The sequence below is a fragment of the Streptomyces sp. NPDC058045 genome (genome assembly GCF_042885635.1).
Taxonomy (GTDB): domain Bacteria; phylum Actinomycetota; class Actinomycetes; order Streptomycetales; family Streptomycetaceae; genus Streptomyces.
This window is the reverse complement of sequence record NZ_JBHVRR010000033.1, coordinates 38,638-64,882: the sequence shown is the minus strand read 5'-3', so window position 1 is coordinate 64,882 and position 26,245 is coordinate 38,638. Positions and strand designations below refer to the sequence as shown.

Below are 26,245 nucleotides of genomic sequence, written 5' to 3'. Positions count from 1 at the left end.
GGACGGTCCGGTGCCGGATGCGCCGAAAGCGGTGGCGCTCAGACCACCTGGTAGGCGGCGGGCGCGGCGTACTCGGTCTCCTCGGGCGCGTCCGGCGGGGCGCAGCGGTCGAGTTCGCACCAGATCCGCTTGCCGGCCCCGGCCGGTTCCCAGCCCCAGCGGTCGGCCAGCCCGTCCACCAGCTCCAGACCGCGGCCGTTGGTGTCCTCGCCCTCCGCGTGGCGCGGCCGGGGCGGGCAGGCACTGCCGTCCGCGACCTCCACCCGCACCGTGCCCGCGGGCCCGGCGCACGGGGCGCCGGGCGGCGACGCCGGCGGCAGTTGGATCCGCAGTACGGCCGAACTGCCCGTATGCACCACGGCGTTGGTGACCAACTCGGAGACGATGAGGATCAGCGCGTCCGCGATCGGCTCGTCCTCCCCTATCCCGGACCCGGCGAGCCGGGTCCGCGCCCATCTCCTGGCCCGTCCCACCTCCGCGGGGTCGGGACCGACCTCAAGCTGTACCTGAAGCACCTGCACCGCTCACACCATCCGAACCGGCCTGGGACACCACCCGGGCCCGAAGGCCCCGGGGGGAACATCGCCTCGCGCCTCCGACGCTCCACCGGGTTCACGGAACGTGATCCCTGTCGGGACAGCATGGTTGACGTACAGTCACCTCAACAAGCGCTTCGGGCATATTCCAGCGCGAAGGAGTACGGGTGCGGCATACTGTGCGACGCGCTGCACGGGGACTCGAACAGGCCGGCACGCTGATCCGTCCTGCCCCGAACTCCCCACGCACCAGCCGGAATCGGCCCCGCCACCAGGACGGAACCGCATCCCCGCACCGCACGTGAAGCGTCCCGCGTTCCACCCAAGCTACCGGAGCCGGCCGTGACTGCGGGCCGTGACGGAGTCACACGCCGCCCAGGACCGGGTGGTTACGGTACGCAGCCGCCACACGTCACTCGGGAACGGTGAAGTAGTCCGCGAAGGCGCGTACCGCCACACTCTCGGCGACCGTGCCGGACACCGGGTCCGCGAGGGACTCGGCGGCCGCCCGCCCCGCCTCCTCCGGCACCCCGAGCACCCGCAGCACCCGCACCGTCTCCGCCACGGTGAGCGCACCGTCCGCGTCGGCGTCGGCGAGATCGCGCACCGCGTGCAGGAAGGGGCGGGCGATCTCCGCGAAGCGCTCCGGGTTGTCCCGCAGCCGCTTCACCGCACCGCCGAGGAACTCCTCCCGGGTGATGCGCTGATCGCCGTCCCGGTCCGCGATGCCCGCCATGCCCTGCCAGAAGGCCTCGGCACCGGCGTACAGTGCCTGCCCCTTGTCGCAGCGCGCGGTGGCGCCGAACTCGGTGAGCAGTGCCCGCACCGCGGCGTTGAAGTCCTCGCGGTCGATATGGCCGTTGCCGTCCTGGTCGAAGCCGGCGAACCGGGCGGCGATCCTGCGCTCGTAGTCGGTACTGACCATCTCGATCGGACCTCACACACTCGTGGATTCGGCCAGCCCCCGGCCGGCCTCGTCCGGAGCGTATGCCGCCCCTCGTCCCCACCCGGCCACGACCACGCCACAGCCCTGCGACAGGCCTCCGGCCCGGGTGCGGCACCCGCCTCGGGACCCCACCGTCCCCGGAGCCCCCCGTGGCCCCGGGGACGGCGTCGGCCATGGCTCGTACGGTGCCGTCGGTCGGGCAACCCGTGAGTGATCGGGGGTCGACGGACGGTGACTTCGGGGTGAACAGCGGGGGGCCGGGCGTGGCCGGGAGGGGGGAACGTACGATCGGGGACCGTGCAAGGTTCGGAGAAGTCTTCCCGTGTCGGCCGCCGCTCCGCCACCATGGACGGTATGCCGTTCACCGACATGCCCTGGTGGCGCTGGCGCACCAACGTCCGCTCCGCCCTGCACATGCTCTCCGACATCCGGTTCCAGCACGAGTGCTGGCTGGCCGGCCGCACCGAGTACGGCGATGTCACCGACGCCGTGTACCGGCTGGTCGAGGACACCTGGCTGGACAACTGGTCTGCCGAGAAGTACGTCGGCACCATCTTCCGCGACCCGCAGGAGGCGTCCCTGGTGGACGTCGCGGTGCTGCGGGTGCTGCGGATCATGCACCAGGTGGGGCCGGACGCACCCGTCACCGCCTATCTGGAGCACGCGGGCTGGCCGGAGGCGGTGCAGGCGGCGCGGGACGCCCATGTGCGGCTCGCGGCCGGAGACGGGGACGACCCGGACGTCCCACCGCGCACCCTGGAGGCGCTGGAGCTGATGACGCACCCGGCGTGACCCCCGCCGGGTGTGGGATTCTGGCGGGCATGAGCGAGCAGTCCACCGGCGCCCCGGCGCCCGCCGAGCAGTACGTCCTCACCCTCTCCTGCCCCGACAAGCAGGGCATCGTGCACGCCGTGTCCAGCTACCTCTTCATGACCGGCTGCAACATCGAGGACAGCCAGCAGTTCGGCGACCACGACACCGGGCTGTTCTTCATGCGGGTGCACTTCTCGGCGCAGGCACCGGTCACCGTGGAGAAGCTGCGGGCCAGCTTCGCGGCGGTCGGCGACTCCTTCCAGATGGACTGGCAGATGCACCGGGCCGGCCACCGGATGCGGGTGGTGCTGCTGGTCAGCAAGTTCGGCCACTGCCTCAACGACCTGCTGTTCCGGTCCCGTTCGGGCGCGCTCCCGGTGGAGATCGTCGCCGTGGTCTCCAACCACACCGACTTCGCCGAGCTGGCCGCCTCCTACGACGTGCCGTTCCACCACATTCCGGTCACCCGGGACACCAAGGCGCAGGCGGAGGCGCAACTGCTGGAGCTGGTCCGCGAGGAGAACGTGGAACTGGTGGTGCTGGCCCGCTATATGCAGGTGCTCTCCGACGACCTGTGCAAGCAGCTCAGCGGCCGCATCATCAACATCCACCACTCCTTCCTGCCGAGCTTCAAGGGCGCCAAGCCCTACCACCAGGCGCACGCCCGCGGGGTGAAGCTGATCGGGGCGACCGCGCACTACGTCACCGCCGACCTCGACGAGGGCCCCATCATCGAGCAGGAGGTGGAGCGGGTGGGCCACGACGTGACGCCGGAGCAACTGGTCGCGGTGGGCCGGGACGTCGAGTGCCAGGCGCTGGCGCGAGCCGTGAAGTGGCACGCCGAGCACCGCATCCTGCTCAACGGGCGACGCACCGTCGTCTTCCCCTGACCCCGGCGGCCCGCCCCCTAGGTCAGGTCAGAGGCGGCTGAGGGCGGCCGTCGCGGTCAGCAGGTCCTTGATCGCGGCCCGGTCGCCGGTGCCGCCCGCGGCGGCCTCGCACGGCGGCACCCGCCCGGCGGCCAGCCGGCAGAACTCCACCGCGTCCAGCGCCACATGGGCCACCTGCTGCTCCGCGGTGCCGTCCGGCCGCGGGCCGTCCAGCGACACCAGCCACTCGCCGCCGCCGGCCCCCTCGATCTCCAGCCGCAGACTGCGGCCCGCGCCGGCCGCCTCCCGGGCCGGTGCGGCGAGACCGCTGCGGCGCCGCTCGGCGAGCATCCCCGGCAGCAGCCGCGCCGCCAGATCGATCATGCCGTGCAGATGCCGCGGCGCGGGCGGCTCGTACGGGTAGTCCACGGCCTGCGCGATGTCGTCCGCGTGTATCCAGCACTCGAAGGCCCGCTCCACCAGGACGTCCCGCAGCGGCAGCGGTCCCCGCTCCCCCGGCACGGGCAGCCCGCCGCGGGCGCCGCTGCCCGCGCCGTCGCCCGCGGCGACGGCGGCGGTGCGCACCAGGTGGTGGCTCTGCTCCCGCCACGGGCCGCGCACCTCGCGGGTGGGCGGGCTGCCGCCGGCCCGCCAGGCGGCCTCGGTGCGTTCCAGCCGGGTCAGCCCGAGCGGGGTGTCCGCGCCCAGCGGGTCCTCCAGCCCGAGGACGAGGGCCACCAGTCCGTCGACCGCCAGCAGATGCGCGATGACCCCGGCGACGGTGGTACGCCGGCTGCGCGAGCCGTCGTCCTCGTACCAGCCGAGCCGTACCGGGGTGTGCCACTCGGCGTCGCCGATGTCCTTGAGCAGGGCGTCGAGGCGGGCCGTCTCCGCGTCGTAGGGCGCGGCCCACGGGGGGACCGGGATGCGCGGCGGGCGGCGGTCCAGGCAGCTCTCCAGGACGCGGGTGCGCAGCGTCGGGTCGAGGTCGAGGCTCTCCGCGGGGTGCAGCAGGCCCACCGCGTCCCGCAGCCGCAGCGCCTCCTCGGCGCAGGGGCCGCACTCGCCGAGGTGCTCCTCCACGGCGGCCGACTCCTGCGGGGAGCACGCGGCCAGCGCCCAGGCACCCAGCAGCGACTTCAGCACCGGGTGCGGCAGCGGCTCCAGCGGGGCCGGCTCCGGCTCCGGCAGGGCCCGCCCCGAGTCCTCCACGGCGGACCGCGGCATGGGTATGCGCGGCACCCCGCCGGGCCCCTTGGCCTGGGCGGGCGGCCGCGGCAGATACGGATGCGAGGGCTCGAAGGGGTACGGCGGCCGGTACGGGTCGGGTGGCCCGTTCTCGTCGTCCGGTTCCTCGAAGGGCTCGTAGCGGTCGGCGTGGCTCACAGGGTCCTCCCGTGGCCGGGGCGGCCGGGGGCGGCGGCCTGGCCCGAGTCGTGCGCGGTGGCGAGGAGTTGGAGGCCGAGCCGGAGCCGACGGCGCGCCTCGTCCTCGGTGACGCCCAGGTCCCGGGCGGTCTGCCGGTAGTCCCGCCGCTGGAAGTAGGCCAGTTCCAGGGCGGCGCGCAGCGGGGCGGGCATCGAGGTGACGATGTAGTCGGCGCGGGCGGCGGCGGAGGCGCCCCGCACCTTGCGCTCCAGGTCCTCGGTGGTGCCGGGGCCGCCGCGGGCCAGGGCGGCGGCCTCCGTAGTGCGCAGCCGCTGCACGGCGAGCCGGTGGGTGAGGGTGGCGAGCCAGGACCGCAGCGGGCCCTGCCGCGGGTCGTAGGCCTCGGGGTCCTCCCAGACGCGGATGAAGACCTCGCGGGTGATGCGGTCGGCGGCCTCCTCGTCGTCCAGGACGCGGTGGGCCAGGCCGTGCACCAGGGAGGCGAAGCGGTCGTACAGCTCGCCGAGCGCGGTGGCCTCGCCACGGGCCAGCCGCTGCTGCATCGCGCGGTCCCAGCGGGGCGGTGTGCTCCTCGCCATACCGGGCTCCCCTCCCCTCGCCTGCCCGTTCCCTGTGCGGCGGGCCGCCGCGACGGGCGTCGCGGTGGGCTCCAGGGTGCCCCATCCGCTCCCTCGAATGTAGTGCCCGGGACCTGTGACGCGCCCTGCTTTCCCGCTTTGCCCCGTGCCTTCGGGACGTGGCGCGGATTCGGTGGTATAGGGGGCCGGATCGGTGGGGAGGTGAACGGGATGCGCGGCGGGTCGCCGTGCTGGTGTTTCATGGGAGAGCGGCGGGGCAGCCGCGCAGATGGAAGTGATAACACCGCTTCCGGAACGGCGAGCGGGAGGCGATGCGGCGTGGCGCTCAAGGTGACCGACGGCGAGCAGGGCGGCTGGGCCGTGCTGCGGGTGTCCGGCGAGATGGACCTGGTGACCTCGCCCCTGCTGCGCCAGTGGGTTCACGCGGCGGTCGCCGAGGGGCGGCACGATGTCGTGCTCGATCTGTCCGATGTCTTCTTCTGCGACTCCAGCGGTGTGGGCGTACTGATCGCCAGCCGCCGGCTGATGCACTCGTGCAGCGGCCGGCTGCGGGTGGTGCTGCCGGCCCGGGGCGCCGAGGAGGGCTCGCATGTGAACCGGGTCCTCGCCGCCCTCGGCGTCCGCCGCCTCTTCGAGGTCTACCCGGACGTCACCGAGGCCACCGACGAGAGCGCCCGCCCGCTCTCCGCCTAAGACGCCTGCGCCCGCCGCGTCGGCGGCCAACCCCCGCCGGTGGGGCGGGCGTTGGCCTGCGGCGGGCGGGCGTGGGGTGCTCAGAGCTGGGTGGGGTTGCGGGGCGTCAGGCCGTAGCGGTCGGCGATGCGGTTCCAGAGGACGGACGCCTGGCGCTTGGCCTTGGTGGCCTCGCCGCTCGCCTTGTTGCCCGCGGCGGCCTGCCCGGTGTACTTCGCCTGCCCCTTGTGGCAGCCGTGCTTGCCGCCGACCTGGTCGGCCCAGCCCGCGTAGTGGCTGTCGGCCGAGGCGGACGCCCGCCAGGCGCTGGTGAGCGAGTTGGTGAGGCGGTTGTGGTCGGGCAGCTTGTCGACGGGGATGTCGCCGAGGCGGGTCACCAGGTCGTTGCGCTGCCCGGCGGCGGCCCGCAGATCGCTCGCGGCCTTGCCGAGGTTCTTGCAACTCTTGATGGCGGCAACGGCGTTGATGACGCTCTGCCTGCTGTTGCTGCTGTCCCCGAGCAGCTTGTCGAGGGCGACGGCCTGCTTCTTCGCCGGGTCCACGGACGGTGACGGGGAGTCGGCGGGGGCGGTGGCGGAGACCGCCTGCCGGTCGTCCTTCTTCTTGTCGCCGCCGCCCGAAGTGCCGATCAGGGCGCCCGCGCAGACACCGAGGACCACGATGCCGATACCGGCCGCGGCCAGCAGCGGCACCTTGGAACTGGGACCGCGCCGCCGCGGCAACTCCGGTTCGGCCGGACCCGGCTGGTGTCCCCGGTCGGGCGGCGGGGCGAACCGCGGCAGTTGCTGGGTGGAGGCCGGGACGTCGGACTCGCTGCGGAAGAGGCTGTCGAACTCGGCGGGCGGCTGCCGCTCGCCGGGCACCCCGGGCCGCACCCCGTAGGGCTCGGCCGGCACCGGCGGAAGGTGCTGGGTGGCCTCGCTGTCCTCGGCGCCGGGTATTCGGCCGCCGGGCAGCGGGGCCGCGCCCGGCATCGGAGCGGGGGCGCCGGACCGCCCGCCGGGCACCCGGCCGAGGAAGGTGGTGGACTGGTCCCCCGCCTCCGGCGGCAGGGCCCCGGGGCCGCCCGCCTCGGGCGGCAGCGCACCGGGCCCGCCGGACGCGATCGGATCGAGGTACTGGGTGGCCTCGGAGTCACCGCCACCCGGGATGCCGTACCCATCGGTGCCCGCACCGTACCCGTCGGGCGTCGCCGAACTCCCGGGCGCCGCATAAGGGTCGGACATGCCGGACATGCCGGGATTCGCGAACGGGGCGTGGGCGCCCGGGAGTTCGGGGGCCGCGGGGCGGGCGTGGGCGCCGGGTGCGCGATGGCTGCCGTAGCCGCCGGTGTCCTGTCCGGGGGGCCGGCCGGGCAGCTCGCCCGGGAGTTCTCCGGGGAGGGGGCCGGCGGTGACCGGGGGCAGGGGGCCGGTGGGGGCGTCGTCCGGGAGGGACTGCGAAGGGTGGGCGCCGGGCTGCCGCTGCGGGTATCCGTCGGTCTGCCGGCCGTCCCAGGCCTGGCCCTCGCCCCAGGAACCCCCGGGTGCGGTCTGCGGGGCGCCGCCCTGCGGGCCCCAGGGCTCACCCCAGGGGGCGCCGCCCGCCGGGGTCGTCTGGGCACCGGCGGCCCCGGGCATCAGCGGCTCGCTCCCATCGGCGGGCAGCACGATGCCTTCCTGTGCTGGCCGCACCGAGGGGAGGCGCTGGTCGTCGCCCTGTCCGCTCTGCGTCACCGGGACTCCTCATCTGGGGAACCTGTGGAATCGTCGGATCACGCTACCGGTTGCCGGGCGCGCCGGGCTACGCGCCCAGGGACCGGGGGCCGCCGCGGCCGGGACGTGTAACGGTTCCGGCCACGGCTGCGCTGTATCCGCCCCGGCTCACCGGGCCCCGCCGGCCCCGCTCAGGCGGCCTCCCCCAGGTCCAGCCGGGCGGTGAAGTCCCGTACGGCGGGCTCGCGTCGGAAGGGGATGAGGCGTTCGCGCAGGTCCTCCACGTACTCGGCGCCGCGGCCGGAGCGGACCGTGCCGAGGAGGGCGACGGCCTGGCCGCCCACGGCGCAGGCCTCCTCCACCTCGTTCTGCTGGAGATGGGCCGCGGCCAGCACCAGATGTCCGATGGCCCGCCGCCGCACCCGGGTCGCGGGGTGCCCGTCGAGAGCGGTGCGGGCCTGCTCCTCGGCGGCCCGGCCCTGCCCGAGATCGCGGTGGCAGTGCGCCAACTCGTCGGCCAGATAGGCGTGATCGAAGTGGGCGATCCACACCGGGTCGTCCTGCCCGTCGGCCCGCTCCAGGGCGTCCGTGGCACGGGAGGCGGCGTCCCGGGTGGCGCGGTCGTCGCCGAGCAGGGCGTGGCCGCGGGCCTCCGCGGCGTGGAACATGGCCTCGGCACGCGGGGTGACCCGGCCACGGGCGCCTTCCTGTGCGGCGCGGGCGAGTTGGGCGATCTCCCGCGGGGTGCCGAGCTGGGCGGCGAGATGGCTCATGGACGCGGCGAGCACATAGCCGCCGTAGCCGCGGTCCCCGGCGGCCTGGGCGAGGCGCAGCGCCTGGATGTAGTAGCGCTGGGCGAGGCCGGGGCGGCCGGTGTCGACGGCCATATAGCCGGCGAGTTCGGTCAACCGGGCGGCCGCGGCGAAGAGTTCGCGCCCGGTGTCTTCCCGGTAGGAGCCGCCGAGCATCCCGGCGACGACGCTGTTGAGGTAGTGCACCACCACCGGCCGCACCTGACCGCTGCCGTACTGGTGGTCCAGGTCGACGAGGGACTGCGTCATGGCGTGGACGGCGGCCACATCGCTCGGGCCGACATGGGCGCCGCTGCTGCGGGCCACCTGCTGGTCGGGGGCGGAGATCAGCCAGTCGCGGCTGGGCTCCACCAGGGCGGAGGCGGCCACCTCGGAGCCGGTGAGGAACTCCCGCCGCCCCACGTCGCTCCGCCACAGCTCGGCGACCTGCTCGATGGCGCCGGGCACGGTGGGCGCGAAGGTGAGGCCGACGCCGGAGGCGAGATTGCGGCCGCCCGCCATACCGATCTCGTCCAGGGTGACGGCGCGGCCCAGCTTGCGGCCGAGGGCCTCCGCGATCACGGACGGGGCCCGGCCGCGCGGCTGCTGGCCGCGCAGCCAGCGCGCCACGGACGTCTTGTCGTAGCGCAGGTCGAGGCCGTGCTCGGCGCCGCACAGGTTGACCCGGCGGGCCAGCCCTGCGTTGGAGCAGCCGGCTTCCTGGATGAGCGCCTGCAGCCGTTCGTTCGGCTGCCGCGCTACGAGGGGCCTTGCGGCCATGGCGTCCTACCCCCTGGAAGGCGGTGCGCCGCCGGGCACCGCTCTCGGCGCCCGGCCTCGCACCGGTCGGATGGACCGGGTCCCGCCCGGTCGGGTCTGCTCCCGGTGGCTACCCGGCGTCCCGCCCCGCTGCCCGTGCGCGCCCCCGTGCGTGCATCCGTGCGCCCCCGGAGCGGCGCTGTGTCCCGGCGCGGCGGTGTGGACGGGCCGTAACCCCTGGTGGCGGCGGGAGTTGAGAGGGCGTGGAAGAGACCATGGGAGCCACCGACTCCGCACCGACCGAGGCCGTACCGACCGACAGCGCGCCGGGTGAGGCGCCGATCCCCGGGCAGCGCGGTGAGCCGGCGGCGAACGGCCGTACGGGCGGGGCGAGTTCGGCGGAGGACGGGAGCTTCGAGGAGGCCGCGGTGCGCTGCGCCCAGGAGCGGCACTGGGAGGTCTTCCCCGGTACCTGGCTGGTGGCGGCGGGCGGCGGGCAGCGCTGCTCCTGCGGGGCGGCGGCCTGCGCGGCACCGGGGGCGCACCCGGCGCAGTCCGACTGGGCGGGGCTGGCCACCGGCAGCGCCCATACGGTGCGCCGGATGTGGCAGCGGCAGCCGCGGGCCTCGGTACTGCTGCCGACCGGCCGCACCTTCGACGTACTGGAGGTGCCGGAGGGCGCCGGGTTCCTGGCGCTGGCCCGGATGGAGCGGCAGGGCGTCCAGGCGGGCCCGGTGGTCTGCACTCCGGACGGCAGGATGCAGTTCCTGGTCCTGCCGGGCGGCGCGGCCAGGACCGCGAGCCTGGTACGGCGGCTGGGCTGGGCCCCGTCCGCGCTGCGGCTGGCCGCCCTGGGGGAGGGCGGCTGGCTGGCGGCCCCGCCGACGCGCCTCGGCGGCCGCGGCCCCGTCCAGTGGGCCCGCCGCCCCACCGATGCCAACCGCTGGCTGCCGGACGCGGAGGAGGTCGTCCCCCCGCTCGCCTACGCCTGCGCCCGCGAGGCACGGGCGTAGGCCGTACCGGTCAGCGGGCCAAGTCCGTTGCGGTACCCGGGAGTTGGCTGAGCCGGAGCGGGGGGCTCAGCCGCGGGGGCCGGCGGGGCCGTAGGGTCGGTCGGGGCGGCCCTCGGGCCGTCCGCATCGCACCACCGATCCGGAAGGTGACCCGTGACCGAGGCCCCCACAGCCGCCGTCCGCGTCCACGGTCTCTGGAAGCGCTTCGGCGCCCAGACCGCGGTGGCCGGTATCGATCTGGAGTTGCCGGCCGGCCGTTTCATCGGCCTGGTCGGTCCGAACGGCGCCGGCAAGACGACCACCCTGTCCATGATCACCGGCCTGCTCCGGCCCGACGAGGGCACCGTGGAGATCGTCGGCCACGACGTGTGGCGCGACCCTCCGGCGGTGAAGGCCCGGATCGGGGTGCTGCCGGAGGGGCTGCGCCTCTTCGAGCGGCTGTCCGGACGCGAACTCCTCGCCTACACCGGCCGGTTGCGCGGTCTGCCCGGCAGGGAGACCGACCAGCGGGCCACCCAACTCCTGGACGTACTGGGCCTGTCGGGCGCGCAGCACAAGCTGGTGGTGGACTACTCGACCGGGATGCGGAAGAAGATCGGGCTGGCCGCGGCACTGCTGCACAATCCCGAAGTGGTCTTCCTGGACGAGCCGTTCGAGGGTGTGGACCCGGTGTCCGCGCAGACCATCCGCGGCGTACTGGAGCGGTACACGGCCTCCGGGGCGACCGTCGTCTTCTCCAGCCATGTGATGGAGCTGGTGGAGTCGCTGTGCGACTGGGTCGCGGTACTGGCCGCGGGCACCATCCGCGCCCAGGGCCCACTGGCCGAGGTACGCGGCGACGCCCCCACCCTCCAGGCCGCCTTCCTGGAACTGGTGGGCGCCCGCGAGCGGGACGACGGGGCCACCCTGGACTGGCTGGGCGGCGGTCCCCGATGAGCGGCACGGCGAACGGACCCGCGCTGCACGGCCCGGTGACCGGCGGCCCGGCGCCCACGGCCGCCGAGGTGGGCACGGCGCGGCTGACCGCGCTGATGGTGCGGCTCAAGCTGACCCTGCTCGGCAACGGGCTGCGCCGCTCGGCGGGCCACCGGGCCGCGTACGTGGCCTCGCTGGTGCTGGTACTGCTGGTGGCGGTGGGCCAGTTGGCGGGTCTGACCCTGCTGCGCGGCTCGGCGCACGCGCCCGCGGTGGTGCTGCTGCTCACCGAGGTACTGGCGCTGGGCTGGGCAGTGATGCCGCTGTTCTTCCCCAGCGGCGACGAGACACTGGACCCGACCCGGCTGGTGATGCTGCCGCTGCGGCCCGCCCCGCTGGTACGGGCGCTGCTGGTGTCGTCCCTGGTGGGCATCGGGCCGCTGTTCACACTGCTCCTGGCGGCCGGTTCGGTGGTGGCCCTGGCCCACGGCGCCGCCGCCTGGACGGTCGGCGTGGTGGCGCTGGTCCTCGTACTGCTGACCTGTGTGGCGCTGGCGCGGACGGTGGCCGCGGCCAACACCCGGCTGCTGTCCTCCCGCCGCGGCCGCGACCTGGCGGTGGCCTCCGGCCTGATCATCGCCGTCGGCGCACAGGTGGTGAACCTCGCCGCCCAGCGCCTGGGCCAGGTCGGCGGAATGGACCGGCTCGATCCGCTGGTGGACGTGCTCCACTGGCTGCCGCCCGCCTCCGCACTCGGCGCGGTGCACTCGGCGGGAGCCGGCTCCTACGGCCGAGCCGCGCTCCAACTGGCGCTCTGCGCGGCGATGCTGGCGGCACTGCTGGTGATGTGGCGCCGCTCCCTGACCAAGCTGATGACGGCACCGGACGGCTCCACCCTGGCCGCCGCCGGACCGAAGCGGCGGGACTCCGGCCGGTCGGGCGCCGCCTCCCGGCTGCTGCCCCCCGGCCGCCCCGGCACCGCCGCCGCCCGCACCCTGCGCTATGTGTGGCGGGACCCCAAGACGAAGGCGGGCTGGGTGACCTCGCTCGCCGTCGGACTCCTCGTCCCGGTGGTGAACGCGGCCCAGGGCTCGGGCTCGGTGTACTTCGCCTGCTTCGCGGCGGGGATGCTCGGGATGCAGATGTACAACCAGTTCGGGCAGGACGGCTCCGCGTTCTGGATGGTGGCGGCCACCATCTCCTCCCCACGGGACGCCTTCCTCGAACTGTGCGGCCGCGCCTGGGCACTTGCCGTGGTCACCGTCCCGTACGCGGCCCTCGTCTCGGCACTGACCTCGGCACTGCTCGGCAGATGGCAGGGCCTGCCCGAGGTCATGGGCCTGTCCTTCGCCCTGCTCGGCGCGATGATAGCGACCGGCGCCTGGTCCTCGGCGGCCTTCCCGTACTCGATCCCGCAGGAGGGCTTCAAGAACGTCGCCCCCGGCCAGGCGGGCCTGGCCTGGATGTCCATCATGGGCGGCATGGTGGCCGCGGCCCTGATCTGCGCCCCGCTGCTGGGCCTCACGATCTGGCTGCACCTGTCAGGCGCCACCTCCTGGTCCTGGCTCCTCCTCCCCCTCGGCACGGCATACGGCACAGCCGCCGCGCTGCTCGGCCTGCGCCTCTCCGCCCCGCGCACCGCGGCCCGCCTCCCGGAGATTCTCGCCGCGGTCAGCCGGGGGTGAGGGTCGCTGGGGGGCGGTGCGGTGAACTCCCAGGCCGCCAGGGGCACTTCACCCTCACCCGTCACATCGAGGCGTCGCACGCTACCGAACTTCCGTTCGCAACGTCCGGGTCGGCGGTCAACGCCGCCCGTATGAGTGACAGCCCGGCGGGATTGGCGCGGGCGTCTGCGGGGAGTTCTTCCACGGGAGGGCGGACCACTCGGGGAAAGAGGTCCGAAGGGCTGACCCTGGGAGCTCGGGGCTCCGGGTCGGCACCGGGGAGGACGGGTCCCGGCGCCCTCGGGCGCCGGGACCCTTTACCGTCCGCGCAACCGCCCGACCACCGACGCCCCGGCGGCGAACCGTCAGCGCTTCGCCACGAACACGTGGGAGGCGATCTCGTCGTGCAGCTCGGCCGCCTCGCCGCTGCTGCCGACCAGGACGCCGCCCGCCGACTCGTTGACGCTCACCACCGCGCCGGGCTGCACTCCGGCCCGTCGCAGGGTGTACATGAGCTGGGCGTCGGTCTGGATGGGCTCGCCGATGCGGCGCACCACGACCGTCATCCCGTCGGCGCCGGGGGCCAGCTCGGCCAGCGAGACCATGCCCTCGTCGAGGAAGGGATCCGCCAGATCGGACTCGCCCAGCTCCTCCAGGCCCGGGATGGGATTGCCGTACGGCGACTCGGTGGGGTGGCGGAGCAGCTCCAGTACACGGCGCTCCACCGCCTCGCTCATCACATGCTCCCAGCGGCAGGCCTCCGCGTGCACCTGCTCCCACTCCAGGCCGATCACATCGACCAGCAGGCACTCGGCGAGGCGGTGCTTGCGCATCACGCGGGTGGCGAGGCGGCGGCCCTCCTCGGTGAACTCCAGATGGCGGTCGCTGGCGACGGCTACCAGGCCGTCGCGCTCCATCCGGGCCACGGTCTGGCTGACCGTGGGACCGCTCTGGTCGAGCCGCTCGGCGATCCGGGCGCGCATGGGCACCACACCTTCCTCCTCCAGTTCGAGGATGGTGCGGAGGTACATCTCCGTGGTGTCGATCAGTCCGGACATAGGTGCCCCTCGATTAGCTCTGCCTTTGACGCCCGGTGATCCGACACCGGCACATGCGCTGGCCCTGCCGTCAATTCTGACGCATACCGCAGACAACCGGACCGCCCCGTGGGAACGGCACCGTACTCCCCCGCGTTCCGCCGCGTCCGCGCCGGTCTCACCGTATTGACACCGCAGTGGTCCAGACCGCACCGTGATCGGCGGCACACCGCCCACCACCCCACCCACGAGGGAGCTGCGCCGATGAGCGACGGCCGACTGGCAGACCGGTTCTTCGACGCCGCGATCGGCCTGCTGAACCGGGTACGCGACGAGGAGGCCGAGGCCGTCCGGGCGGCCGGGACGCTGATCGCCGACACGGTGGCCGACGGCGGCCGCCTCTTCGCCTTCGGCGCCGGCCACTCCTCGCTCGCCGCCCAGGACGTGGTCTACCGGGCCGGCGGCCTCGCCCTGATGAACCTGCTGGCGGTGCCCGGCGCGGTCGGGGTGGACGTGGTGCCGGCGACGCTGGGCTCCGCGCTGGAACGGGTGGACGGGCTGGCCGCCGCCGTACTCGACTCCAGCCCCGCCCGCTCCGGCGACCTGCTGGTGATCATCTCGCTGTCGGGGCGGAACCCGCTGCCGGTGGAGATGGCGCTGAACGCCCGCGCCCTCGGGCTGCGCGTGATCGGCGTGACCTCCGTCGCCTACGCCGACACCACCGGCTCCCGGCACAGCTCCGGCACCTTCCTGCGGGACCACTGCGATCTGGTGCTGGACAGCAAGATCCCGGTCGGCGACGCGGAGTTGACCGCGGAGAACATCCCGGCGCCGTTCGCGCCCGCGTCCACCGTCGTCACCAGTGCGCTGCTCCAGGCCGTGATGGCGACCGCGGCCGGGGAGCTGGCGGACCGCGGGATCGAGCCGCCGCTGCTCCGCTCCGGCAATGTGGACGGCGGCCACGAGTGGAACGGCCGCATCATGTCCGAGTACCGCGACCGGATCTTCTACCGCCCCTGATCCCGCTGCCGCTCCCCCAGGTCCGCCGCGGCCCCCAGATCCAGGGCGACCCCGAGGTGCAGCGCGACGCTCTCCGCGTACGGGACGTCATGGCGTTCGAAGGAGGCGCGGGAGGCGGCGCGCAGGAAGGTCACCACGCCGAGGGTGCGGCCGCGGCTGCGCAGTACCGCGCAGAGTGCGTGCACCGTGTCGGGCGGCCACTGGCGGGCGGCGGCCCACACCCGGGCCCGCTCCGGCGGCAGCTCGCCCACCGTGGCCCGCACCGCGCCCTCCCGGGAGATGCTCTGCAACGCCGGATGCCCCGCCGGATACGCCACCGGCAGACCAGCCCGCCCGGCCGGTGCCGCCGCCCCCGGCGTACCGGACGGGGTGGCCAGCCGCCGCACCAGCCGCGGCGCGGCCCCGGTGTCCGCCGCCCCACCGCCCGCCGGCTCCGTCTCCTCCGGCTGCTCCGTCTCGTCCCGTCCGCCCGCCACCAGGTCGACCAGCGCGTGATCGGCGAACCCGGCCAGGGCGAAGTCCAGTTGGACCGCGGCCGCCTCCGCCGGGTCCTCGCACTCGGCGGCGGCCCGCAGCCCGCGGTGCAACTGGTGTGCCCGGTAACGCACCCGGGCCGCGTCCTGCTCGGTCCGCTTGGCGTCCGTCACATCCAGGAAGAGCCAGCCGACGCCCAGCGGCACGGGCTCCTCGGCGAGCGGCGAGGCCAGCCGCAGGAAACCGCTGCGCCAGCAGCGCCGCCCGTCGTCCCCGCTGTCCCGCTGCCCGTCCGCCGCGCCCTCGCGCAGCCGCACCCACATCTCGGCCGGTGCGGGCGGCGCGCCCTCGCCCAGTACATGAGTGAAGGCGCTCTCCAGCTCCTCCACGCCCTCGGCGAGCAGCTCGCCCAGCGGGCGGCCGAGGAGCGCGGTGCGGCCGGAGCCCAGGGCGCGGGCCGCGTGGTCGTTGACGACGGCGGGCCGCAGATCTGCGTCGACCAGGACGACTCCCCAGGCGGCGTCCTGGAAGAGGGCCTCGCTGAGCGCGATGGAGCGCTCCAGGTCTATCTGGGTGTGCACCTCGCTGAAGGCGCAGTACACCCCGGCGGGTTTGCCGTCCCGGCCGGGGACCGCGGCGGACTGGGTGCGTACCAGGACGCGGCCGCCGTCCTTGGTGAGCAGGGCGAACTCGTGCACCTGCCGGCCGGGGGCGCTCATCGCGGACAGCAGCCGCTGCTCCACCTCGGCGGCGTCGGCGCTGCGCACCGCCCAGTCGGCGAGGCCGCGGCGGCCGACGGCCTCGGCGGCGGTCCAGCCGAGGATCCGTTCCGCCTCGCGGTTCCAGTGGGTGACGACACCGTCGGCGTCGAAGGCGCAGAGGGCGGCGTCCATACCGTCGAGGAGGGCGGCGAGCAGCTCCGATCCGTCCCCGTCCGGCTCCGGCCCCTGCGGGCCCAGCTCATCGGTGGCTCCGCCGCGTCTGGAAGCACTCACCAGGCACCCCCTGCCGGCCCCCTGGGGGCCGATCGCTGTCACTGCGGATCATTCAACTCGCTTCCGCGGTGGTGAACAAGCGGCCACCGTCCGGTGAGGTACGGGACGGCGGCGGGTACGGGGCGCGGGGCGGCGGGCTGCCCCGAAACAAAAGCCTTGAGCGGGACGGGCACGGGTGTCTAGGCTGGAACCACTCGGAAGGGAGGTGGTTCGGCAGATGATGACAAACCGGACGGGAGAGGTGACTGCGGGCTAGCGGCCCGTCATCACACTCAGTGCGGTGCCGGACCCGCGTGCGATCGATGCGCGCAGCCGGCCAATTCCACGCAGTCACCCGATCCGCGGGCCGCCGGTACGTCCGGCCGGCTCCCTCCCGCCACACGGCGGGCAGGGACCATGGCCCGCGGGTCGTCTGCGTTCCCGGGTCCCCCGCGCCCCGCGCCGGTCACGGGCTGAGGCGTTCCACCAGCCAGCCGGTGCCGTTCTCGCTACGGCGGTAGCGGAGCCGGTCGTGCAGCCGGTTCTCCCGTCCCTGCCAGAACTCCACGGTCCGCGGCGCCACCCGGTAGCCGCCCCAGTGCGGCGGCACCGGCACCTTCTCGCCCTCCGGATAGCGCTCCGCCAACTCCCGGTACGCGCCGTCGAGTTCCTCGCGCGATCCGAGTACCGCGGACTGGGCGCTGGCCCAGGCGCCGAGTTGCGAGCCGTGTGGGCGGGTGCGGAAGTAGCCGGCGGTCTCGTCCCGGCCGGTGCGGGTGGCGGTGCCGGTGACGAGGACCTGGCGGGCCATCGGGTGCCAGGGGAAGAGCAGCGCCAGATGCGGGTTCTCCGCCAGGTCGCGGCCCTTGCGCGAGGTGTAGTTGGTGAAGAAGACAAAGCCGCGGGCGTCGTACTGCTTCAGCAGGACGGTGCGGGAGCTGGGGCGGCCCTCGGCGTCGGCGGTGGAGACCACCATGGCGTTCGGCTCGTAGAGCACGCCCCCCTCCACGGCCAGGGTGGCGTCCCGGAACCAGCGGGCGAACTGCTCCATCGGATCGGCGGCCAGCTCGTCCTCTGCGAGGCCCTCGGTTCGGTACTGCTTGCGCATCGCGGCGGGGTCGGTCACCCGGTCATCCTGCCGCACCGCCCGCCCCACCCCGCACCCGCGTCTCCCGTACCGCCTCGGCAGCCCGCCGGAACCGGGTGGGGTGATGAGCCCGCCCACGGGGCATGACGGGAGGAGCGGACCGGACCACGAGCCCGGGACCTGCCCTGCCGGGCGGGCCCCAGCGGGCCGGGGATCCGGACCGGGCGTCCACGTCCCAGGGGGCCCGCCGCGCGTGCACCGTCCCAGGACCCGTGCACTGTCCCGACAGCCTCCGCGTCCCGCGGGCAGAACCAAGGAGCCGCCTGATGTCCGACTTCGTACCCGGACTTGAGGGAGTCGTCGCGTTCGAGACGGAGATCGCCGAGCCGGACAAGGAGGGCGGCGCCCTCCGGTACCGGGGCGTCGACATCGAGGACCTGGTCGGCCAGGTCGACTTCGGCCATGTGTGGGGGCTGCTGGTCGACGGCGCCTTCGACCCGGGGCTGCCGGCCGCCGAGCCCTTCCCCATCCCCGTGCACTCCGGTGACGTCCGGGTGGACGTGCAGTCCGCGCTCGCCCTGCTCGCCCCCGTGTGGGGCCTGAAACCGCTGCTCGACATCGACGCCGAACAGGCCCGCGACGACCTCGCCAGAGCCGCGGTGATGGCCCTGTCGTACGTGGCGCAGTCCGCGCGCGGGCAGCAGCGGCCGATGGTGCCGCAGCGGGAGATCGACCAGGCGTCCACCGTCACCGAGCGCTTTATGCGCCGCTGGCGGGGCGAGCCCGACCCGAAGCATGTGGCCGCGGTCGACGCCTACTGGACGTCCGCCGCCGAACACGGCATGAACGCCTCCACGTTCACCGCCCGCGTCATCGCCTCCACCGGCGCCGATGTGTCGGCGGCGCTGTCGGGCGCGGTGGGCGCCATGTCCGGGCCGCTGCACGGCGGGGCCCCGTCCCGTGTGCTGCACATGATCGAGGAGATCGAGCGGACCGGGGACGCCGACGCCTATGTCCGCGGCGCCCTGGACCGCGGTGAGCGGCTGATGGGCTTCGGGCACCGCGTGTACCGGGCGGAGGACCCACGGGCCCGGGTACTGCGGCGCACGGCACGGGAGTTGGGCGCGCCGCGCTACGAGGTGGCGGAGGCGCTGGAGAAGGCGGCGCTGGCGGAGCTGCACGCGCGCCGCCCGGACCGCGTCCTCGCCACCAACGTGGAGTTCTGGGCGGCGATCGTGCTGGACTTCGCGGAGGTCCCGGCGTCCATGTTCACCTCGATGTTCACCTGCGCCCGCACCGCCGGCTGGGCCGCCCACATCCTGGAGCAGAAACGTACCGGCCGCCTGGTCCGCCCCTCCGCCCGCTACATCGGCCCCGGCGTACGCGACCCGCGTGAGGTCCCCGGCTACGAAGGGGTGTCGACGGTCGCGCGGTAGGCGGCGCGGGCGGGAACCGGCCGCCGAGTCGATGGCAGCCGGGTCCGGGTGGGGCGGCGGTCACAGGTAGAGCTGGGCGTGGCAGTCCTGGCAGTGGGTCTTGCCGCCGCGCAGCTCGGTCCAGCGGTGCTCGCACGCGCGGCCGCGGATACCGGTGCCGGTCGACTTGGCGTCCTTGTCCCGGGACCGGCGGGGTGCGCGGTGGCGACCGCCGGAACGGTCACCGGGCAGGGCGGGCGGTGGGGGCGGCCCGGTCGGCACGGCGAGGGTGGGAGGCGGTGCCGGGGTACGGCCCTCGGACCGGTCCAGGCCGTGCGCCCTGACGCGGACCATCCGCTCCAGCTCGGCGAGGCAGGCGCCGCAGGCGTACACATCGCCCGTGGCCCCCGGTGTGATCACCGAGCCGACCCACAGCACGGCCACGCCCGTACGGCGGCAGAACAGCCAGCACTCGCCCGCCTCCCACCCGTTGCCGTCGTCCGGCTGCGCGACCAGGGGCCACCCGTCGCGCCAGGGCCGCTCGACCGACGGGGCGAACATCACGCCAACCCCCCGCGCGTACCGGTCCGTTGGGGCAGTCCCGCGGGCCGCTCGGGAGGCCGCAGCACCGCGTAGTCACCGAAGTCGCGGCGGTAGCGCAGATGTCCGGTCTCCTGGGTGTGCCTGCGCTGCCACTCCTCCACGGGCCCCGGGCCGCCGTACGTGCCGGACCCGGCCCCGCACTCCGTCTCGTCACCGGCCACGCAACGGGCCTCGTACTCCGGTTCCGCCGACCGGTCCTGCTCGATGGTGAACGGGACGTAGCGGAACACCCGCCTGGTCACCGCGCCGCCTCGCCCGTGCCGGGGCGGAGGGCGGCGGCGAGCGCGCGGGCCGTGGCGACGTTGCAGCGCCCCAGGTCGACCAGCACGGGCAGCCCGTTCATCCCGTTCCCCGCGAAGGAGACGGGATCGAGGCCGAGCGAGGGCAACGTCACCCCGGCCTGCCCGAGCGCGTCCCGCAACTCCCCGCACGCCCACTCGGCTTCACTGATCCTGTCCCGTGCCGACTCCTGCCGACCGCGTGACGTCTCCATGGTCAGCCACTCCGTTCATCGTCGTTCATCCGTCCCTCACACGGGGCGGATACTTACGTTCTGTGCTCCCAGCATTACCGTCACGACGTACGCTGACCAGGGCAAAAGCGTTTCCAACCGGCCTGGAAAGAACGGGAGTTGAACGGATGACCGAACCATCACCCGAGTTGAACGGTGAGCCTGCGAACGGCCTGGAGTGGTTCGGGCGCGAGGTGGAGGCGGCGCTGGCCCACCGGGGTGCCACCCAGCGTCAACTGGCCGACGCCACGGGCTACAAGGAGCCGTACGTCTCCAAGGTCAAGAACGGCAGGGCGCGGCCGTCGATGCACTTCGCGGAAGGGTGCGACCGGTTCTTCAACACCTCCGGGTACTTCGCCCGGCTGCTGGTCAGAGTCAGCGAGCGCGGGCATCCCGGCTGGTTCGTGCCGTACATCAACCTGGAGAAGCAGGCCAGCCGGATCGAGGACTACTCGAACGCGCTGATCATGGGCATGTTGCAGACCCCGGGCTACGCCGAAGCCACCTTCCGGTCCGCGCATCCGCGTGAGACCGACGAGCAGATCAAGGCCAGGGTCGCGGCCAGGCTGGCCCGTCGGGAGGTCATGGAGCGGGACACCCCGCCCCTGCTCTGGGTGATCCTGCACGAGTCCACCCTGCGGACGGAGGTGGGCGGACGGGAGGTCATGGCCGAGCAGCTCCGTCACCTTTCCTCAGCCGCAGGAAACCCTCACATCACGCTCCAGATTCTCCGCTCCAAGGCGGGTGCCCCTGCATCGGCCCTGCGGTTTATCCTGCTGACACCAGACGACGGGGCGACAGTCCTGTACTCGGAGAGCATGGGGCAGGGACATGTGACGGACTCCGCCACGGCGGTGGACGACGCACGCGCGAAGTACGAGCGTCTGCGGGCCTCGGCTCGTGACCCGGAAGAGTCCCTGGCTCTGATTCGAGAGATCGCGGAGGAATACACCAGATGAGCAGCACGCACCAGCCCCGGCCCCTGCGATGGGTCAAGAGCACATACAGCAGCGGCGATGGCGGCGAGTGCGTCGAGTGGGCGCCGGAACACGCAGCGGCGACCGGTGAGTTCCTCGTCCGCGACAGCAAGAACCCCAGCGGACCCCAACTCACCCTCACCGGCGCAGGATTCACCAGCCTCGTAGCGTTCGCCAAGCACCACCGCGGGTAACCAACTCCCCACCAGCCGCAACCCGGAACGTCACGGAGGAGGAGCACACCATGAGCAGCAGCACACACCAGCCCCGGCCCCTGCGATGGGTCAAGAGCACATACAGCGGCGGCGAAGGCGGCGAGTGCATCGAGTGGGCGCCCGAACACGCAGCGGCGACCGGTGAGTTCCTCGTCCGCGACAGCAAGAACCCCAGCGGACCCCAACTCACCCTCACCGGCGCAGGATTCACCAGCCTCGTGGAGTACGCCAAGCACCACGGCTGACCCGGGCAGCCCCCGGCAGACGGCCTCCGCCAACCGGCGGGGGCCGTCCGCGTGTTGTCGTCCTACTCCGCGCTGACCCCTCTGTGTCCGGTCCACGCCCGGCACCCGTCGACCATGGCCTTCAGCCAGTTCGCGTCGGGCTTCCGGTCGGCGGCGGCCCGGGACATCCGCAGGTTGGCGGCGGCGAAGGCGTCGATGGCCTGCGGGGGCGCCGTGCGCCACGCGGGCAGCCGGTCCACCCATTTCTCGGCACCAGCCGGGGTGTGCTCGGCGGCGATGAGCTGGAGGACCAGGAGCGCGGGATCGATGAACGCCGCGCCCCGGGTCGGCCACGCCCAGTCCACGACCCGCGTTCTCCCCTTCGCCACAAGGAAGTTGCTCGGACCGACGTCCGTGTGGAGAAGCGAGTCGCCCCGGAACAGCCCGGCCTCCGAACCATCCGAAGCGAACCGGTCCCATCGCGTCTCGGCCCAGCCCCGCGCGATCCGCGGGAGGGGCAGCCGACCGATCTCACCGATCGCGTCGACCACCGGGACAAGATCGGGCGACCCGGGCGCGAAGTCGGCCGACCGTCCTTCGACCACTTCGAAGCCCAGAACCAGCCAGTCCGCTGACTCCACATCCCACAACAGGTGCGGCGAGATGCGCCCGAGCTGGGCGTTGATCCGCTTCTCCCTGACGAGGGACTCCCGCCGACCGCCCGGCCGATTACGCACCGCCTTGACGAAGAAGGGCGGCCCCTCCGCGCAGTCGACAACAGCCGTCAGATCCGAGCTGAAGCCGCGCTCGGTCGGCGAATCCGGGCCGCTGGACCCCTGTGCTCCTCGATCAGTGGAAGGATCGCGGATTCGGGGAGATCACTGTCCATGGTCCGTTCAGTTCCTCGGGGTGCAGCCACACTGAGCAGCGGGTCTTGCCGCCGCGCTCCTCGGTCCCCCGTCACACCCCCGCATCCCACGCCCCCGCAGCCCGCCCCGCCCCCGGAGGCCCCGCGAAGGCCTGGGCGAGGTTGAGCCAGTGGTCTGCGTCCGGGCCGTCCGCTCGTAGTCCGCTGTCGGTGCGGTGGATTCGCTGGGTGACGAGGAGGCAGAAGCCGAGGGCCGGTCCGGTGATGCGCTGGGGTGCGTCCGGGGGGCCGTAGGTCCAGGTCGAGCCGTCGGGGGCGGTCAGTTCCACCCGGAACTCCTCGCGGGGTGGCGCCAACTCCCGTACGGCGAAGGCGAAATCGCGGGTGCGGACGCCGAGTCTGGCCACATGGCGGAGGCGGGCGGTGGGGTGGCGGGTCACGCCGAGGGCGTCGGCGATGTCCTGGCCGTGGGCCCAGGTCTCCATCAGGCGGGCGGAGGCCATCGAGGTCACCGCCATCGGTGGCCCGTACCAGGGGAGCCGGGTGCCGGGCGGGGCGGAGCGCAGTGCCCGCTGGAGCCGCTGCCTGCCGTCCCGCCACCGGGCCAGCAGCGCTTCGGGCGGCAGCAGCGCGCCCTCCTCGGCACCCTGGTCCACGAAACCGTCCGGGTCGGCGCGGGCCTTCTCCACCTCGGCACGGAAGGCCTCCGGGTCGGTGGCGGCGAGCAGGGCGACGCGGTCGGTCCAGGTGAGATGGGCGATCTGGTGGGCCACGCTCCACCCGGCGGCGGGCGTCGCCGCCGCCCATTGCTCCGGGGCCAACTCCCCTACGATCCCGTCGAGTTGGCGGCTCTCGTCCCGCAGGTCGTCGAGTACGGGCAGTGGGTCGGACACAGGGCTCCTCTCACGGGCACCGGGCAGCGGCCCCTCCGGCGGCGCCGGCAACATGCTCGCACCACCCGGCGTCCACCACCCCCGGCGGGATCGCGGATGTGGCCGGCCGCACACGTGACGCACCAGACAGCCCCGCTGAGCCGTAGTGCGGAGCAGTGGTACAGGACGTCAGCCCGCCGCCTCCGCGCCGTCCGGGGTCCGGCCCCGGCGGCGGCGGAGGCGGCGCGTCTGGGTGCGGACCGCGCCCATGCTGGCCGCGATGACGAGGGTGATGGCGAGGGTGTCGGTCAGCGACAGCGCCTGGCTCAGGACGAGGAAACCGGCGGTGGCGGCGATGGCCGGTTCGAGGCTCATCAGGATGGCGAAGGTGGGCGCGGGCAGCCGCCGCAGCGCGAGCAGTTCCAGGGTGTACGGCAGGACCGACGAGAGCACCGCGACGGCCGCGCCGAGGCCCAGCGTCACCGGGTCGAGCAGCTTGCCACCGGCCTCGGCCACCCCGAGCGGCAGGGACAGCGCCGCGGCCACCACCATCGCCAGCGCCAGCCCGTCGGCCTGCGGGAAACGGCGGCCGGTGCGGGCGCTGAAGACGATGTACAGGGCCCACATCGCACCGGCGCCGAGCGCGAAGGCGGCGCCCACCGGATCGAGCCCGTCGAATCCGCCGCCGCCCAGCAGGAAGACCCCGGTCAGGGCGAGCGCCGCCCACACCGCGTTCAGCAGCCGGCGGGAGGCGATCACGGAGAGCGCGAGCGGACCGAGCACCTCCAGGGTGACGGCCACCCCGAGCGGGATGCGCGCGGAGGACTGGTAGAAGAGGCTGTTCATGGCGCCCATGGCGAGGCCGAAGGCGAGGACGGTGCCCCAGTCGGCGCGGGAGTGGCCGCGCAGCTTCGGGCGGCAGACGAGCAGCATGATGACGGCGGCGACCCCGAGCCGCAGCGTGACCACACCCGAAGGTCCCGTGCTTGGCATCAACAGCACCGCGAGCGCGGCACCGAACTGCACGGAGAGCCCACCGGCGACGACCATCGCCACCGGACCGAGCCCGCCGCGGAGCCGGGCGGGGGCGGCGGTTCCGGGGGCGGCTCCGGTCCCGGGGGCGGCGGCTTCGCTTCCGGCGCCCGGGGCTCCGGCCTCGGCAGCGGTACCGGAGGCAGTACCGGCAGCGGTACTCGCGGCAGTCCCCGCAGCGGTACCGGCCACGGCTTCGGTCACCTCGTCACACCCTCGTCCGTCGTCATGCTCGTCCACCCGTCGTCCGTCGTACGTTGTACGTCATCTGTACTGCACCAAGAGGCGCAACATAATGTACCGCGCCTGCGGGACGAGCCCGCCCTCACCAAGCTAGAGAGCCCCCGCCCGCCAGTGAAATGCAGCCTGCGCTCCCGTTATGCTCGAAACGCATGGCCACGTGAACGCATGAGCCTGTTCCGGATCGGGGGCGGTGACCGCGTTGGGTATCGACATCCGCCATCTCCGCTGCTTCCTCGCCGTCGCCGAGGAGACCAACGTCACCCGGGCCGCGGCCGTGCTCCGCCTCTCCCAGCCCGCCGTCTCCCGCGCCCTCGCCGCGCTGGAGCAGGCGCTCGGCGTCCGGCTCGTGGACCGCTCCACCCACCATCTGGCGCTCACCGCCGAGGGCCGCGCCTTCCGCGACAAGGCGGCCGCCGCGGTCGCCGCCTTCGACGAGGCCCTGGACGCGGGCCGGTTGCGCCACTGGCCGCTGCGGCTCGGCCACGCCTGGTCCGCCTTCGGCCCGTACACCACTCCGCTGCTGCGCCGGTGGGCCGAGCAACACCCGGACGTACCACTGGAGTTGCTGCGGATCGACGACCGGACCGCGGGCCTCACCCGGGGCGAGGTGGACGCGGCGCTGCTGCGCGGCCCGGTCACCGCCCCCGGCCTGCTCACCGAACTCCTCTACGCGGAGGACCGGGTGGCGGCCGTCGCCTCCGACAGCCCGCTCGCCGACCGCACCGCCCTCAGCCTGGCCGACCTCTCCGGCGGCACCGTCGTCCTCAACGCGGTCTCCGGCAGCACCACCCTCGACCTGTGGCCACCGGGGCAGCGGCCCACGGCCGCGCTCACCGTGGCCAACACCGACGACTGGCTCACCGCGATCGCCGCGGGCCGCGGCAGCGGGGTGTCCGCCGCGTCCACCGCCGGGATGCATCCACACCAGGGGGTGGCCTATCTGCCGCTCACCGACGCGCCGCCGCTGCCGGTGGTCCTGGCCTGGCGGGACGGCCCCGGCCATCCGTCGATCCCGGCCCTGGTCGCCCTCGCCCGCAGCCTCCCCCGCGAGGACAGCTAGCGGTACACGGGGAAAGCGGCAGGTCAGTGCAGGGTGCGGCGGTGGTGGTGGAGGAGTTCGCGGGTGCGGCCGGCGGTCTCGGCGTGGGTGACCATCCGGTCCATGGCCTCCTTGTGCTCCGCCACCTCCCGCTCCTGGTCCAGGTAGAGCGCCCCGGTCAGATACTCGACGTACACCATGTCCGGCACCTCGGGCACCCCGAACCTGAACAGCACGAAGGGGCTGTACGTACCCGGGTGGTGGCCGGCGCTCAACTGGGCCAACTGGACGGTGACATGCGGGAGTTCGGTGACTTCGAGCAGCCGGTCGAGCTGCTCGCGCATCACCTTCGCACTGCCCACCGGGCGCAGCAGCACCGTCTCGTCCAGCACCACCCAGAACTTCGGCGGCGCCTCCGCCCGGGTCAGCAGCGCCTGGCGTTCCAGCCGCAGCGCCACATGGCGTTCCAACCTGGCCGGATCAAGGCTGCCCACCGAGCCGGTGGTGAGCACGCAACGCGCGTAGTCCTCGGTCTGGAGCAGGCCGGGCACGAAGTGCGGCTCGTAGGTGCGGATGGTGGTGGCGGCCTCCTCCAGGCTGACGTAGCCGCTGAACCAGTCAGGGAGTATGTCGTGGAAGCGGTGCCACCAGCCGGGCCGGTTCGCCTCGTCCACCAGGGCGAGGAAGACCTCGACATCCGACTCCGGGATGCCGTACGCGGGCAGCAGCAGCCGCACATAGGGGACTTTCAGGGCGGTCTCGGCCATCTCCATCCGGCGTACCGTGGCGGGGGTGACGCGGAGCAGCTTGGCGGCGTCCTCCCGGCCGAGACCGGCCTTCTCGCGCAGTGCGCGGAGCTGTCTGCCGAGGACCAACTGACCGATCGTGGGCGCCGACCGCGGCTCGCTCACACCCCACCTCCGCGCCCGACCATGCGCGAAATTCTGCCACATACCTCCACCCGCGACAGGGGACCGCGATGGACTCCCCGGTG

Annotated in this window: 28 protein-coding genes; 12 read left to right on the top strand and 16 right to left on the bottom strand. The window is 73.8% G+C overall.

Going from position 1 to position 26,245, the window contains the following annotated elements; all coding sequences use genetic code 11:
* Positions 1–38: 38 nt before the first annotated feature.
* On the bottom strand, positions 39–521 hold the full coding sequence (locus ACFVST_RS20410; protein WP_390153713.1) for an ATP-binding protein: 483 nt from the start codon (positions 519–521) through the stop codon (positions 39–41).
* Between the two features lie 427 nt (positions 522–948).
* On the bottom strand, positions 949–1,461 hold the full coding sequence (locus ACFVST_RS20405) for an EF-hand domain-containing protein (RefSeq protein ID WP_390153710.1): 513 nt from the start codon (positions 1,459–1,461) through the stop codon (positions 949–951).
* Between the two features lie 366 nt (positions 1,462–1,827).
* Here ACFVST_RS20405 and ACFVST_RS20400 point away from each other — a divergent pair, with 366 nt between their 5' ends.
* Positions 1,828–2,274, top strand: a complete 447-nt coding sequence (locus tag ACFVST_RS20400; protein ID WP_390153746.1) for a hypothetical protein — start codon at positions 1,828–1,830, stop codon at positions 2,272–2,274.
* 29 nt (positions 2,275–2,303) lie between these two features.
* Positions 2,304–3,185 (top strand): formyltetrahydrofolate deformylase, encoded by an 882-nt coding sequence (gene purU / locus ACFVST_RS20395; protein ID WP_390153707.1) that lies wholly within the window; start codon positions 2,304–2,306, stop codon positions 3,183–3,185.
* Positions 3,186–3,212: 27 nt separating this feature from the next.
* On the opposite strand, the gene ACFVST_RS20390 is transcribed toward purU, so the two are convergent.
* Positions 3,213–4,550, bottom strand: coding sequence for a maleylpyruvate isomerase N-terminal domain-containing protein (locus tag ACFVST_RS20390; RefSeq protein ID WP_390153704.1), 1,338 nt, complete (start codon positions 4,548–4,550; stop codon positions 3,213–3,215).
* Complete coding sequence (locus ACFVST_RS20385) at positions 4,547–5,131, bottom strand: sigma-70 family RNA polymerase sigma factor (RefSeq protein WP_390153701.1); 585 nt, start codon at positions 5,129–5,131, stop codon at positions 4,547–4,549. Before ACFVST_RS20385 ends, ACFVST_RS20390 begins: the two co-directional genes overlap by 4 nt.
* 318 nt (positions 5,132–5,449) lie before the next feature.
* Here ACFVST_RS20385 and ACFVST_RS20380 point away from each other — a divergent pair, with 318 nt between their 5' ends.
* Positions 5,450–5,824: an STAS domain-containing protein gene (locus ACFVST_RS20380; RefSeq protein ID WP_390153698.1), complete on the top strand. Its 375-nt coding sequence runs from the start codon at positions 5,450–5,452 to the stop codon at positions 5,822–5,824.
* Between the two features lie 80 nt (positions 5,825–5,904).
* Here the strand turns inward: ACFVST_RS20380 and ACFVST_RS20375 are convergent, their stop codons facing one another.
* On the bottom strand, positions 5,905–7,539 hold the full coding sequence (locus ACFVST_RS20375) for a hypothetical protein (RefSeq protein WP_390153695.1): 1,635 nt from the start codon (positions 7,537–7,539) through the stop codon (positions 5,905–5,907).
* 170 nt (positions 7,540–7,709) lie between these two features.
* Positions 7,710–9,089 (bottom strand): transcriptional regulator, encoded by a 1,380-nt coding sequence (locus ACFVST_RS20370; protein ID WP_390153692.1) that lies wholly within the window; start codon positions 9,087–9,089, stop codon positions 7,710–7,712.
* A 254-nt stretch (positions 9,090–9,343) separates the two neighbouring features.
* Here ACFVST_RS20370 and ACFVST_RS20365 point away from each other — a divergent pair, with 254 nt between their 5' ends.
* From ACFVST_RS20365 to ACFVST_RS20355, 3 genes are all read left to right on the top strand, one after another.
* Positions 9,344–10,081 (top strand): bifunctional DNA primase/polymerase, encoded by a 738-nt coding sequence (locus tag ACFVST_RS20365; RefSeq protein ID WP_390153689.1) that lies wholly within the window; start codon positions 9,344–9,346, stop codon positions 10,079–10,081.
* Between the two features lie 153 nt (positions 10,082–10,234).
* Positions 10,235–11,017, top strand: coding sequence for an ABC transporter ATP-binding protein (locus ACFVST_RS20360; protein ID WP_390153686.1), 783 nt, complete (start codon positions 10,235–10,237; stop codon positions 11,015–11,017).
* Positions 11,014–12,681, top strand: a complete 1,668-nt coding sequence (locus ACFVST_RS20355) for a transporter (protein WP_390153684.1) — start codon at positions 11,014–11,016, stop codon at positions 12,679–12,681. The genes ACFVST_RS20360 and ACFVST_RS20355 overlap by 4 nt, the downstream gene beginning before the upstream one ends.
* Positions 12,682–13,025: 344 nt before the next feature.
* Here ACFVST_RS20355 and ACFVST_RS20350 read toward each other — a convergent pair whose 3' ends face one another.
* Positions 13,026–13,718 (bottom strand): iron dependent repressor, metal binding and dimerization domain protein, encoded by a 693-nt coding sequence (locus ACFVST_RS20350; protein ID WP_390153681.1) that lies wholly within the window; start codon positions 13,716–13,718, stop codon positions 13,026–13,028.
* Positions 13,719–13,961: 243 nt separating this feature from the next.
* On the opposite strand from ACFVST_RS20350, the gene ACFVST_RS20345 reads away from it, so the two are divergent.
* A complete protein-coding gene (locus ACFVST_RS20345; protein ID WP_390153678.1) occupies positions 13,962–14,717 on the top strand; it encodes an SIS domain-containing protein in 756 nt (251 codons plus the stop codon).
* Here the strand turns inward: ACFVST_RS20345 and ACFVST_RS20340 are convergent.
* Together ACFVST_RS20340 and pdxH are read right to left on the bottom strand one after the other, a co-directional pair.
* On the bottom strand, positions 14,705–16,186 hold the full coding sequence (locus ACFVST_RS20340; protein WP_390153675.1) for a PAS domain-containing protein: 1,482 nt from the start codon (positions 16,184–16,186) through the stop codon (positions 14,705–14,707). The two genes, ACFVST_RS20345 and ACFVST_RS20340, sit on opposite strands and share 13 nt — an antisense overlap.
* 445 nt (positions 16,187–16,631) lie before the next feature.
* Positions 16,632–17,273 (bottom strand): pyridoxamine 5'-phosphate oxidase, encoded by a 642-nt coding sequence (pdxH, locus tag ACFVST_RS20335; protein WP_390153743.1) that lies wholly within the window; start codon positions 17,271–17,273, stop codon positions 16,632–16,634.
* Positions 17,274–17,578: 305 nt separating this feature from the next.
* Here pdxH and ACFVST_RS20330 point away from each other — a divergent pair, with 305 nt between their 5' ends.
* The gene (locus ACFVST_RS20330; protein ID WP_390153672.1) at positions 17,579–18,688 is read left to right on the top strand and encodes a citrate synthase 2; all 1,110 of its coding nucleotides are present in this window, start codon (positions 17,579–17,581) and stop codon (positions 18,686–18,688) included.
* A gap of 60 nt (positions 18,689–18,748) precedes the next feature.
* Here ACFVST_RS20330 and ACFVST_RS20325 read toward each other — a convergent pair whose 3' ends face one another.
* From ACFVST_RS20325 to ACFVST_RS20315, 3 genes are read right to left on the bottom strand one after another with little or no spacing between them, the layout of a single operon-like run.
* Positions 18,749–19,228, bottom strand: a complete 480-nt coding sequence (locus tag ACFVST_RS20325) for a hypothetical protein (protein ID WP_390153669.1) — start codon at positions 19,226–19,228, stop codon at positions 18,749–18,751.
* Positions 19,228–19,512, bottom strand: a complete 285-nt coding sequence (locus ACFVST_RS20320) for a hypothetical protein (protein WP_390153666.1) — start codon at positions 19,510–19,512, stop codon at positions 19,228–19,230. The genes ACFVST_RS20325 and ACFVST_RS20320 overlap by 1 nt, the downstream gene beginning before the upstream one ends.
* Positions 19,509–19,763: a hypothetical protein gene (locus ACFVST_RS20315; RefSeq protein WP_390153663.1), complete on the bottom strand. Its 255-nt coding sequence runs from the start codon at positions 19,761–19,763 to the stop codon at positions 19,509–19,511. Before ACFVST_RS20315 ends, ACFVST_RS20320 begins: the two co-directional genes overlap by 4 nt.
* 146 nt (positions 19,764–19,909) lie before the next feature.
* On the opposite strand from ACFVST_RS20315, the gene ACFVST_RS20310 reads away from it, so the two are divergent.
* Genes ACFVST_RS20310 through ACFVST_RS20300 form a run of 3 tightly spaced genes read left to right on the top strand, consistent with a single transcriptional unit; the run spans position 19,910 to position 21,218 of the window.
* On the top strand, positions 19,910–20,740 hold the full coding sequence (locus ACFVST_RS20310; protein WP_390153660.1) for a helix-turn-helix domain-containing protein: 831 nt from the start codon (positions 19,910–19,912) through the stop codon (positions 20,738–20,740).
* The gene (locus ACFVST_RS20305; protein WP_390153657.1) at positions 20,737–20,952 is read left to right on the top strand and encodes a DUF397 domain-containing protein; all 216 of its coding nucleotides are present in this window, start codon (positions 20,737–20,739) and stop codon (positions 20,950–20,952) included. The genes ACFVST_RS20310 and ACFVST_RS20305 overlap by 4 nt, the downstream gene beginning before the upstream one ends.
* Positions 20,953–21,002: 50 nt before the next feature.
* The gene (locus tag ACFVST_RS20300; protein ID WP_390153654.1) at positions 21,003–21,218 is read left to right on the top strand and encodes a DUF397 domain-containing protein; all 216 of its coding nucleotides are present in this window, start codon (positions 21,003–21,005) and stop codon (positions 21,216–21,218) included.
* 62 nt (positions 21,219–21,280) lie between these two features.
* Here the strand turns inward: ACFVST_RS20300 and ACFVST_RS20295 are convergent, their stop codons facing one another.
* The 3 genes from ACFVST_RS20295 to ACFVST_RS20285 all read right to left on the bottom strand — a co-directional run bounded on the left by ACFVST_RS20295 (position 21,281) and on the right by ACFVST_RS20285 (position 24,173).
* Positions 21,281–21,934, bottom strand: a complete 654-nt coding sequence (locus tag ACFVST_RS20295) for a protein kinase (RefSeq protein WP_390153651.1) — start codon at positions 21,932–21,934, stop codon at positions 21,281–21,283.
* A gap of 223 nt (positions 21,935–22,157) precedes the next feature.
* Positions 22,158–22,958 carry a TIGR03084 family metal-binding protein gene (locus ACFVST_RS20290; protein WP_390153649.1) on the bottom strand — a complete coding sequence of 267 codons (801 nt, stop codon included), beginning with the start codon at positions 22,956–22,958 and terminating at the stop codon, positions 22,158–22,160.
* Between the two features lie 168 nt (positions 22,959–23,126).
* Positions 23,127–24,173, bottom strand: coding sequence for a DMT family transporter (locus ACFVST_RS20285; protein WP_390153646.1), 1,047 nt, complete (start codon positions 24,171–24,173; stop codon positions 23,127–23,129).
* A 229-nt stretch (positions 24,174–24,402) separates the two neighbouring features.
* Between ACFVST_RS20285 and ACFVST_RS20280 the strand changes: the two genes are divergently transcribed.
* Positions 24,403–25,272, top strand: a complete 870-nt coding sequence (locus ACFVST_RS20280) for a LysR family transcriptional regulator (RefSeq protein ID WP_390153643.1) — start codon at positions 24,403–24,405, stop codon at positions 25,270–25,272.
* A gap of 23 nt (positions 25,273–25,295) precedes the next feature.
* Here ACFVST_RS20280 and ACFVST_RS20275 read toward each other — a convergent pair whose 3' ends face one another.
* Entirely contained in the window at positions 25,296–26,162 is an 867-nt protein-coding gene (locus ACFVST_RS20275; protein ID WP_390153640.1) for a helix-turn-helix domain-containing protein, read from the bottom strand.
* Positions 26,163–26,245 lie beyond the last annotated feature (83 nt).

Bases quoted from the DNA above. Each gene is read 5' to 3' on its own strand.
- ACFVST_RS20405 (WP_390153710.1), bottom strand. From the start codon at position 1,461: ATGGTCAGTACCGACTACGAGCGCAGGATCGCCGCCCGGTTCGCCGGC.
- ACFVST_RS20400 (WP_390153746.1), top strand. From the start codon at position 1,828: ATGGACGGTATGCCGTTCACCGACATGCCCTGGTGGCGCTGGCGCACC.
- purU (WP_390153707.1), top strand. From the start codon at position 2,304: ATGAGCGAGCAGTCCACCGGCGCCCCGGCGCCCGCCGAGCAGTACGTC.
- ACFVST_RS20385 (WP_390153701.1), bottom strand. From the start codon at position 5,131: ATGGCGAGGAGCACACCGCCCCGCTGGGACCGCGCGATGCAGCAGCGG.
- ACFVST_RS20370 (WP_390153692.1), bottom strand. From the start codon at position 9,089: ATGGCCGCAAGGCCCCTCGTAGCGCGGCAGCCGAACGAACGGCTGCAG.
- ACFVST_RS20365 (WP_390153689.1), top strand. From the start codon at position 9,344: ATGGGAGCCACCGACTCCGCACCGACCGAGGCCGTACCGACCGACAGC.
- ACFVST_RS20355 (WP_390153684.1), top strand. From the start codon at position 11,014: ATGAGCGGCACGGCGAACGGACCCGCGCTGCACGGCCCGGTGACCGGC.
- ACFVST_RS20350 (WP_390153681.1), bottom strand. From the start codon at position 13,718: ATGTCCGGACTGATCGACACCACGGAGATGTACCTCCGCACCATCCTC.
- ACFVST_RS20345 (WP_390153678.1), top strand. From the start codon at position 13,962: ATGAGCGACGGCCGACTGGCAGACCGGTTCTTCGACGCCGCGATCGGC.
- pdxH (WP_390153743.1), bottom strand. From the start codon at position 17,273: ATGCGCAAGCAGTACCGAACCGAGGGCCTCGCAGAGGACGAGCTGGCC.
- ACFVST_RS20330 (WP_390153672.1), top strand. From the start codon at position 17,579: ATGTCCGACTTCGTACCCGGACTTGAGGGAGTCGTCGCGTTCGAGACG.
- ACFVST_RS20325 (WP_390153669.1), bottom strand. From the start codon at position 19,228: ATGTTCGCCCCGTCGGTCGAGCGGCCCTGGCGCGACGGGTGGCCCCTG.
- ACFVST_RS20315 (WP_390153663.1), bottom strand. From the start codon at position 19,763: ATGGAGACGTCACGCGGTCGGCAGGAGTCGGCACGGGACAGGATCAGT.
- ACFVST_RS20310 (WP_390153660.1), top strand. From the start codon at position 19,910: ATGACCGAACCATCACCCGAGTTGAACGGTGAGCCTGCGAACGGCCTG.
- ACFVST_RS20305 (WP_390153657.1), top strand. From the start codon at position 20,737: ATGAGCAGCACGCACCAGCCCCGGCCCCTGCGATGGGTCAAGAGCACA.
- ACFVST_RS20300 (WP_390153654.1), top strand. From the start codon at position 21,003: ATGAGCAGCAGCACACACCAGCCCCGGCCCCTGCGATGGGTCAAGAGC.